Genomic DNA, 7338 nt, shown 5'->3' with positions numbered 1-7338 from the left:
TCGATTTCCGCCATCAACGCCCGGTAGGTCGCTTCGTCGGGCGCCGACTCGCCGAGACGCCGGGCCGTATGATAGAGCAGTTCCAGCGAACGGTTGCTGGTGCGCAGCGCTTGGGTCTGCTGTTCGACCCGTGCTTCCAGATCTGCGTATATCGCTGATAGATCGCCCGCCATCAGATTAAAAGCGTGGCCCAGCACGCCCAGTTCGTCATTGCCGACATGACGGGATCGCACCGTTAAATCGCCGCGCCGGGCTTGGTGCGCCAGTTCCACTAAATCGCGCAGCGGCGCCACTACATTGGTATTTAACTGGTGCATGGCGACGAAAATCAACACCAGAGTCATAAACAGGGCGATACCCTGCACTAGCCGCAACAGTAATATTTTCGCCTCAGTATCTTGTTCCAGCAGCTTGACGAAAATATCCAGTTTGGCTACGAAGTCATCAATCGGATCTAGAGAAGTTATGGACGAGAGACCACCTGCCACCAGGGTTTTTAGGATCGGTTTCAGAGTCTCATGCCAAGATGAACTGATCGCTTTGAGCGTCTGATTCCGGGGGTCGCTTTCCGCAAGCGAGATTGCGCCGGTCTGCCAAAGTTGACCCAGCCGGCGCTCGAACTCGCCGATTTCTCGTTCTACCGCTTGGGGAATGGTAAGCATCAGCGCTGTTGGGCTGTTGCAGGCGGGTGGCAATGCGATAGGATTGCATGCGCAGCGAGCCTGCCAGATTGATCGCAGCGGCGTCTCCCTTACTGGACTCGGCGATAAATACCGAACTGATCATGCTGAGCAAGGCCAGCAGCACGATGCCGCTCATAGTCAGGCCACTGCGAAAGATGATGGATTCATTGTCTTCCATGGGAAAGTTCTCTTGACTGTAATGGGTTGTAATAATCCGAATTTTTAGAAAATGCGGCGATTTAACTCAGATTTACGCTAAACTCAGGTGGTAGTGAAGGCGATGTGGATTTTTTAATCCTGTTGCTGACTGTACTGCTAAACCTTCACATTTGGAGGTGTTCCCTCATGCAAAAACTTAATGAAACTGTCCCGTCTGCATCTGCTTCAGCAGAGCCGGTATCCGTGAAGCCCTCAGCAGTTCCTAAATCCTCTGTCTCTAGACCGGTGATCGCTGAGTCTGGCCAAACTTCATCGGCACACCGAGCCTATGGTATTGAACGCTCGTTGCTGGGCACCCATATCCCTGAAACCATTGATCGGGTGGTTAGCGCTAACCTTGCTCGCGGTACCGGCGGTATCTCGCCGGCAGTGCTGTCCATGGCCTATCTCGACTGGCTAATGCATCTGGGTATGGCGCCTGGAAAACAGGCACTGCTGAATGAAAAAGCGGTTCGTAAAATGGTTCGGCTGGCGCTTTATGCTTTTAAGTCGAGCCAAAATCCGGATACGTCGCCCTGTATTGACCCTCTGCATCAGGATCATCGCTTTGATGGCGAAGGTTGGCGACAATGGCCGTATAACCTTATTTATCAATCTTTTCTACTGACTCAGCAATGGTGGTACAACGCTACTACTGGTAACCGTGGCGTCAACAAACAGAATGAAGCGATTGTCTCTTTCGTAACTCGGCAGATTCTCGACATGTTCTCGCCATCGAACTCGCTGCTGACCAATCCAGAGATTCTTAAAGCTACTATGGAAGAAGGTGGCCAAAATTTGGTGCGTGGCTGGACTAATTTTATGGCGGATATGGAATGTTATGTCGCTGGAAAACGTTTGAATAATGATGTAGAACAGTTTGTAGTCGGTCGCGATGTAGCAGTTACGCCTGGCAAGGTCATCTTTCGCAATCATTTGATCGAGCTAATTCAGTACCAGCCGACCACAGCCCAAGTTTATGCCGAACCTGTACTAATTGTGCCAGCCTGGATTATGAAGTATTACATTCTTGATCTTTCGCCCCACAACTCCATGATTAAGTACTTGGTGGAGAAAGGTCATACCGTCTTTATGATTTCCTGGAAAAATCCAATGGCTGAAGATCGCGATCTTGGCTTGGAGGATTACCGGCAGCATGGGGTGATGATGGCGCTTGAGGCTATTTCTACTCTTCTTCCAGGGCGTAAAATTCATACCGTAGGTTATTGCTTGGGCGGTACGCTGCTGACTATTGTTGCCGCTGCCATGGCTCGCGATGGTGATCATCGTATTAAGACGATCACTCTTTTTGCCGCGCAAACCGATTTTACCGAGGCTGGTGAATTGTTGCTGTTTATCAATGAAAGCCAGGTCGCTTTTCTTGAAGACATGATGTGGGATCAAGGTTATCTGGATGCCGATCAGATGGTAGGTGCGTTCCAGTTGTTGCGATCTAATGATTTAATCTGGTCGCGGCTGGTGCATGACTATCTGCTGGGTCAGCGTCAATCGCTTAATGATTTAATGGCCTGGAACGCCGATCAAACCCGGATGCCTTATCGGATGCACTCCGAATATCTGCGCCATATTTTCTTAGGTAATGAACTTGCTACCGGCCATTATAAGGTTAATGGTCGTTCTATCGCGATTACTGATATTCGCGCACCCATTTTTACGGTTGCCACTGAACAGGATCATGTTGCACCTTGGCGATCGGTATATAAGATTAACCTGCTGGCGGATGCTGATGAAGTAACCTTCTTATTAACCAGTGGCGGTCATAATGCTGGTATTGTTAGTGAGCCGGGACATCACCACCGTAGCTATCAAATGGCAACCCGCAGTGATCAGGATCGTTATGTTGACCCCGAAACCTGGCAGGCCACCACGCCCAAACAACAGGGTTCCTGGTGGCCGACTTGGCAGTTATGGCTGGTTCAGCACTCGGCTGATCATCAGGTTCAACCTCCGCCGCTGGGCGTATCCGAGAAGGGGCTGTATCCGATTTGTGATGCGCCTGGAATGTATGTTTTGCAGCGCTAACTGCCGATTCGACGTTATGACTGTATCGCGACTACCTACTGTATCCACTGCCGTTGAGGTTGCCGAATTTCTGCGTCAAGTGGCTCGAACTTCGGTGATTGCGGCTCCGCGTGGCCGTTTGCTATTTGCCCTGGATGCGACGGCCAGCCGGCAACCTACGTGGGATCGTGCCTGCCAATTACAGAGTGAGATGTTCGCTTCGGCAGCAGCTCTGGGAGGATTGGCCTTGCAACTGGTTTGGTATCGGGGCTATGGCGAGTTCCAGGCCGAGCCTTGGCTGACCGATTCCGCCGAACTGCGACAACGCATGACTGGGGTGCAATGCCGAGGTGGCCTCACCCAGATTGGGCGAGTGTTGGAACATGCTGTACGCGAAACCCAGCGGCATCGACTGAATGCGCTGGTGCTGGTCGGAGATTGTCTGGAGGAAGCTGTAGACCCGCTTTGTCATCAAGCTGGTCAATTGGGTTTGCTGGGAGTGCCCGTTTTTGTATTTCAGGAAGGCTCCAATTCCACTGCTGAAACGGGCTTTCGGGAAATCGCCCGGTTGACGCACGGTGCCTACTGCGCGTTTGATTTCGGCAGTGCCCGGCAATTGCACGATTTATTGAGTGCGGTTGCAATTTACGCCACTGGTGGTTCGCAAGCTTTGGAGGCCTTTGGCCGACGACAGTGTGGCTTGGTCCGGCAACTGGCTCGGCAAATCAGAGAAAACTGAGCAGAGCTGATGTTGCCACGCTTGTTACTTATTGCAGCAGTGCTGACAGGGTTGTATTTTCTGGTGCGCTGGTGGCGTCGTTCTGGCTGGGGAGTGTGGAACTCGCGTCTGGCGATAGCCGCTGGTATCACATTGTTGCTACTGCTAATTCTCCGTAGCAGTGCTGAAATAGTGGTGCCTCTGCTTGCAGTGCTGGCACCGTTTCTACTGCGCTGGCTGAGCGCACGCCGTATGCCCTCTCCTGCCGCGACGCCGGCGGCATCGGGGTGTTCTACGGTGATAACCCGGTTTCTGTCTATGAAACTCGATCACACGACGGGCGCAATGTCGGGTTTGGTTTTGGAAGGTTGTTTCATTCAACAGGCTTTATGTGATTTGACACTTCAGGAGTTGCTGGACTTATGGCGAGAATGTCAGATTGATCCGCAATCGGTAGCAGTTTTGGAAACGTATTTAGATCGGTGCGCTGACTCAAATTGGCGCGATTTGGTGGGTGGTACGGATAATTTCAATTCAGCGGCGAGTTCGACCGTGATGGATCGGAGTGAGGCATATCAGGTTTTGGGTTTGCAACCTAATGCCAGCTGTGAGGAAATCCAAGCCGCTTACCGACGCCTGATTCAGCGGGTTCATCCTGATCATGGAGGGTCTGCCTACTTGGCTGCTCGGCTGAATCTGGCTCGGGAAGTGTTGCTGAATTAATTTTGGTTTATTTACTAGCGGGTATTTAGATGGTTGGTAAATTCATTGTCCGTTTGCAACGATGAATTCCAGCCCTCCTAGATACGGTTGTAGCGCAACCGGAATTCGGATGTGTCCCTGTTCATCTTGGTAGTTTTCCATGATTGCCACCAATGTTCGCCCGACAGCTAATCCCGATCCGTTGAGGGTATGGACTAATTCTGGCTTTCCAGTAGTTGGATTGCGCCAGCGTGCTTGTAACCGCCGTGCTTGGAAATCTTCAAAGTTGCTACATGAAGAGATTTCCCGGTATTTCCCTTGGCCTGGTAGCCAGACTTCCAGATCGTAAGTTTTAGCTGAAGCAAAGCCGATATCGCCGGAACAGAGTGCTACAACTCGATAAGGTAGCTTTAACCGCTTTAGAATAGTTTCAGCGTGGCTGGTTAGTGTTTCTAAGGCATCATAAGAATCGTCGGGGCGGACGATTTGCACTAATTCGACTTTCTCAAATTGGTGCTGGCGGATCATTCCACGCACGTCTTTACCGTAGGAACCTGCTTCGCTGCGGAAACAGGGGGTGTGACAAACGTAGCGTAGCGGTAGCAGATCGTTGTTTAGGATACAATTTCGTACTAGATTGGTGACTGGAACTTCGGCGGTTGGAATTAAATAATATTCTAGGTTTCCATTAAGTTTGAATAAATCAGCTTCAAACTTTGGTAGTTGGCCGGTGCCACGCAAGCTGTCAGCATTTACTATATAAGGGACGTAGACTTCTTGGTAGTTGTGTTCCTGAGTGTGTATATCCAGCATGAATTGGATTAGTGCCCGGTGTAGTCGCGCTAATTGTCCATGAATGACTGTGAAGCGTGTGCCAGTCAATTTTGCGCCAGACTCAAAGTCCAGCCCGCCTTCTGCGCCTAGATCGATATGGTCGCGTGGGATAAAATCAAATGAGCGTGGCTCGCCCCATTGCCGAATTTCTATGTTGTTCGTTTCATTATTTCCGGTAGGTGTAGTTGGGTGGGGAATGTTGGGTATAGTAAGTTGTAAATCAAGTAATTGTGTCTGGATAATTTCCAGATCAATTTCAGCTTGTTTAAGTGCATCGCTTAGACCTGCAATTTCATCGAGCAGCGGTTGTATATTTTGTCCGGTGGCTTTAGCTCGACCAATGGTTTTAGAGTGAGTATTTCGCTCGTTTTGCAGTTCTTGAGTTTTGACTTGTAAGGCTTTGCGCTGTGTCTCTAAGGTGTTGATACACTTTATATCTAGGGTATAGCTGCGGCGAGCCAGTTGGAGGGCTATTGATTCCAGATCGTTTCTAAGTAGTTTTGGATCTAGCATTAGTTTAGATTCCTTTGTAGATGATGGTATAAGCTGGCTATATTTTTAAGGCGGCCCAAATCTGGACCGCCCCACCTGAATTAAGCGATTCGCTTAGATATCACGGGTCCACAGTGATGCCATGGCCGGGCCGGTGCCGACGCACAACGAAGCGCCCCCCGTAGTTTTGCCCAGTCGCTCCAGTTCGTAATACAGGCTAACTACGATGCGCAGGCCGGTTGATCCGACAGGGTGTCCAAGAGCAATTCCCGAACCGTTGAAGTTGCAATTATCCGGGGTCAAGTTCATGCCCTGCTCTTTCAGCATCCGGCCAACGCCCAGCCACTGGGCAGCAAATGCTTCATTGACTTCCCAGTAATCGATGTCACCGAATTTCAGACCGGCTTGGCTGAGAGCCTTGGGAATCGCTACCGCCGGACCGAGACCCATGACCGCAGGATCAATACCGGCATTGCAGATGCTAACCAGCTTCATCAGCGGCTTGATTCCCAGCGCCTTCGCCTTGTCCAGTGACATGATGACCACTGCGCTGGCGCCATCATTGATGCTGGAGGCATTAGCCGCCGTCACCACACCATCTTTCTTGAAAGCGGGCGATAGCTTGGCGATTTTCTCCAGGCTGGCGTCAGGGATGAAATTCTCGTCTGCATCAAAGAAGGTCGATCCTTTCTTGGATTTGAGTTCGACGGGTACGATCTCGCGCTTGAAAATACCCTCTTTGGTCGCTGTGGTGCAGCGGGTGTGGCTAATCAGGGCCAATTCGTCGCATTCCTGGCGGGTGATGCCGTACTTAACCGCAACATTTTCCGCCGTCATCGCCATGTGGCCGGGCACCAGCTCGTCAAACAGGCCATCGTGGATCATGCTGTCCTCGATGTTGCCCTGCCCCATCCGGTAGCCCATGCGGCCCTTGGGCAGCAGATAAGGCGCGTTGGTCATGCTCTCGACGCCGACCGCTAAGCCGATCTCGGTCTGGCCCAGCATGATGTTGTGACAGGCGATCTCCAGCGCACGCATGCCAGAAGTACAGTTCTGATTGACCGATACGGCGCTGCTGCGGTGCGGCAGACCGACCCGCATGCTCACCTGCCGTGCCGGCAGAGAGCCTTGCATGCCGCCGTACAACTGGCCCATGCAGATCTCGTCGATCTGGTCAGCCGGGACGCCAGACCGTTCGATTGCGCCCTTGGCGGCGGTTATTGCCAGATCACGCGCTGACACATCCTTGAGGGTGCCCATGAATTTACCGATCGCCGTCCGTGCGGCGCTGACAATCACGACTTCTTTGAGAGCCATTCAGTTACTCCTCAATTGACTAGGGGGTGGTACGGTACTGATGCCATGACCTGTAGGGAACTGGTTGGTAAAGTTCCTGTTGCTGCATCCGCAATACCGATTCGGCTGGTGTTAAGCGGATGGACGTTGGAAAGTAAAGCTTATCTCTAGGGTATGTCAATTTTCCTCGTGATATTGGATAGCGATTTTCTCTGGAAATTTATGATGATGGTATAAAAATAAATTTGAAGTAGACTGACCGCCCGCAAGTCTTGCCTGTTCTACACAAAATAGGGTTTGATGACACCTTTTGTATTGTGCATCCGAATATCACTACCATGAACACAGCAACCCGTTTATCCAGACGATGGGTAATCATGGAATGCAGGAAAG

6 protein-coding genes and 1 pseudogene are annotated in these 7338 nt (G+C 51.2%); 3 read left to right on the top strand and 4 right to left on the bottom strand.

Features of this window, described 5'->3' with window-relative positions; genetic code table 11:
* Both BN874_RS01055 and BN874_RS26300 read right to left on the bottom strand, forming a co-directional pair.
* On the bottom strand, nt 1-662 hold a 662-nt coding region (locus BN874_RS01055; RefSeq protein ID WP_154724690.1), incomplete at its 3' end, for a HAMP domain-containing protein.
* A gap of 19 nt (nt 663-681) precedes the next feature.
* A pseudogene (locus tag BN874_RS26300) lies at nt 682-786 on the bottom strand (type IV pili methyl-accepting chemotaxis transducer N-terminal domain-containing protein); the annotation flags it as partial.
* A gap of 242 nt (nt 787-1028) precedes the next feature.
* Between BN874_RS26300 and BN874_RS01045 the strand changes: the two are divergent.
* From BN874_RS01045 to BN874_RS23160, 3 genes are read left to right on the top strand one after another with little or no spacing between them, the layout of a single operon-like run.
* Entirely contained in the window at nt 1029-2924 is a 1896-nt protein-coding gene (locus BN874_RS01045; RefSeq protein WP_081756047.1) for a PHA/PHB synthase family protein, read from the top strand.
* Between the two features lie 16 nt (nt 2925-2940).
* Complete coding sequence (locus BN874_RS01040; RefSeq protein WP_034430305.1) at nt 2941-3642, top strand: vWA domain-containing protein; 702 nt, start codon at nt 2941-2943, stop codon at nt 3640-3642.
* A 9-nt stretch (nt 3643-3651) separates the two neighbouring features.
* The gene (locus tag BN874_RS23160; RefSeq protein WP_034430303.1) at nt 3652-4344 is read left to right on the top strand and encodes a J domain-containing protein; all 693 of its coding nucleotides are present in this window, start codon (nt 3652-3654) and stop codon (nt 4342-4344) included.
* Between the two features lie 42 nt (nt 4345-4386).
* Here BN874_RS23160 and serS read toward each other — a convergent pair whose 3' ends face one another.
* Nucleotides 4387-5670, bottom strand: a complete 1284-nt coding sequence (gene serS / locus BN874_RS01030; protein WP_034430301.1) for a serine--tRNA ligase — start codon at nt 5668-5670, stop codon at nt 4387-4389.
* Nucleotides 5671-5763: 93 nt separating this feature from the next.
* Nucleotides 5764-6966, bottom strand: coding sequence for a thiolase family protein (locus BN874_RS01025; RefSeq protein WP_034430299.1), 1203 nt, complete (start codon nt 6964-6966; stop codon nt 5764-5766).
* Between the last annotated feature and the right edge of the window lie 372 nt (nt 6967-7338).

Origin of the sequence: Candidatus Contendobacter odensis Run_B_J11, assembly GCF_000531125.1 — a bacterium.
Taxonomy (GTDB): domain Bacteria; phylum Pseudomonadota; class Gammaproteobacteria; order Competibacterales; family Competibacteraceae; genus Contendibacter; species Contendibacter odensensis.
Note: the sequence above shows the minus strand (reverse complement) of the source record. Positions and strands in the feature narration are given on the sequence as shown.

Coding starts and splice junctions, on each gene's coding strand:
- BN874_RS01025 (WP_034430299.1), bottom strand. CDS start 6,966: ATGGCTCTCAAAGAAGTCGTGATTGTCAGCGCCGCACGGACGGCGATC.
- BN874_RS23160 (WP_034430303.1), top strand. CDS start 3,652: ATGTTGCCACGCTTGTTACTTATTGCAGCAGTGCTGACAGGGTTGTAT.
- BN874_RS01045 (WP_081756047.1), top strand. CDS start 1,029: ATGCAAAAACTTAATGAAACTGTCCCGTCTGCATCTGCTTCAGCAGAG.
- serS (WP_034430301.1), bottom strand. CDS start 5,670: ATGCTAGATCCAAAACTACTTAGAAACGATCTGGAATCAATAGCCCTC.
- BN874_RS01040 (WP_034430305.1), top strand. CDS start 2,941: ATGACTGTATCGCGACTACCTACTGTATCCACTGCCGTTGAGGTTGCC.